The organism is Nocardioides epinepheli (genome assembly GCF_037936805.1).
In the GTDB taxonomy this organism is placed as follows: Bacteria; Actinomycetota; Actinomycetes; order Propionibacteriales; family Nocardioidaceae; genus Nocardioides.
On sequence record NZ_JBBMMC010000029.1, the window covers coordinates 1 to 1,715 of the forward strand.

General features: G+C 74.5%; 2 protein-coding genes. Both read left to right on the plus strand.

Translation table 11 applies throughout. The annotated features are described in order from the left end of the window. On the plus strand, nt 1-1,486 hold a 1,486-nt coding region (locus WMR31_RS22065; RefSeq protein WP_340541096.1), incomplete at its 5' end, for a condensation domain-containing protein. Next, on the plus strand, nt 1,483-1,715 hold a 233-nt coding region (locus WMR31_RS22070; protein ID WP_340541097.1), incomplete at its 3' end, for a hypothetical protein. The genes WMR31_RS22065 and WMR31_RS22070, both read left to right, overlap by 4 nt.

Here is a 1,715-nt window from a genome sequence, read left to right on the forward strand (position 1 = left end):
CCTGACCAGCGAGACCGTCGCCGACGAGCCCACCGCCTGGGAACGCGCCCGCGACCTGGCCGGCACCCCCTTCGACGTCGCCACCGGTCCCCTGGTCCGCTGGACCCTGCTCGCCTGGCCCAACGCCACCGACGACACCACCGAGCACCTGCTCGTCGTCGTGGCCCACCACCTCATCACCGACGGCTGGTCCTCCGACCTCCTCGTGGGCGAGGTCGTCGCGGTCCACCGCGCGCTCACGGCCGACAGCGAGCCAGCGCTCCCCCGACTCACGGTCGGCTACCGCGACTTCGCGCAGTGGCAGCGAGCCCGGCTCGCCGGGGACCGGCTCGAGGAGCACCTGGCCTTCTGGCGCGAGCGGCTCGACGGCGTCCCGGCGCTCGACCTGCCGACCGATCGTCCGCGGCCGCGACGCCAGCAGTTCGCGGGCGCGACGGTCGAGACCACGATCGACGAGTCGACGCGCGTGGCGCTCGCCCGGCTCGGCGCCGAGCGCGGCGCGACCCTGCACATGGTGCTGCGCACCGCGTGGACCTGGCTGCTGGCGGCCTGGTCGGGGCAGGAGCGGTTCGCGGTCGCGACGCCCGTCGCCGGACGCGTGAGCCCCGACGTCGAGGGTCTGGTCGGGATGTTCGTCAACACCCTGGCGATCCCGGCTCTGGTCGCACCCGACCAGCCTTTCGGTGACGCGGTGAGCGAGGTCCGCGACTCGGTGCTCGATGCGCTGGCGCACCAGGAGCTCCCCTTCGAGCTCCTCGTCGCCGACCTCCGCATCGAGCGCGACGTGAGCCGGTCGCCGGTGGCCCAGACCCTGTTCGCGGTCCAGAACTTCGCCCTGCGCGACCACGCCGCCTCGGCCCAGGCTGACGCGAGCAGGTCCGGGCTGTCGGCGTGGTGGCAGCCGGTCGACACCGGCGGCACCCGCTTCGACCTGGAGTGCCAGGTGGTCGAGGTCGCCGGCGGGCTCCGGTCGACCTTCACCTACTCCACCGCGCTCTTCGAGGAGTCCACCATCGTCGAGCTCGCCGGGCACTGGTCCCGAGCGCTGGCGCGGCTGGCCGCACTGCCCGGCACCCTGCCGGGCGAGCTCGGCATCCCGTTGGCCGCACGCGTGGCGCCCAGCGCTGCTCCGGGGCCCGAGGACGCCCCGCCCGACGACGACGCGGCCGTCGAGTCCGAGCAGCTGGTCGCGACGGTCTGGAGCGAGGTCCTCGGCGTGCGGCCCGGGCCCCACGACGACTTCTTCCGGCTCGGAGGGCACTCCCTGCTGGCCACTCAGGTGTCGGTCCGTGTCGCTGCCCTCCTCGACGTGGAGGTACCGGTCGCCGTGCTCTTCGAGGAGCCGACCCTGCATGCCTACGCGCGCGCCGTGGAGGAACTCGTCCTCGCCGAGATCGACGCCCTGAGCGATGAGGAGGCCCGCGAGCTGCTCGCCGCCGACACCCCGACCGTCTCCGATCCCGCCGAGGAGCCTGTGAACCGATGACCTCCGGCACCGACACCGACGCCTCCGGCCCGAAGCCCCCGCCCCGATCGGCCGGCGACCGGCGCGCACTGCTCGCGCAGCGACTCAAGGCCGCGGCGGAAGGGACGGCGGCCGCCGGTCGGTCCGACAAGCCGGCCCCGGCGCTCCACGTGCCCCCGGGCACGGACGCGCGGGTGCTGTCGTTCGCCCAGGAGCGGGTGTGGTTCATGGAGCAGTACGCGCCCGGCAC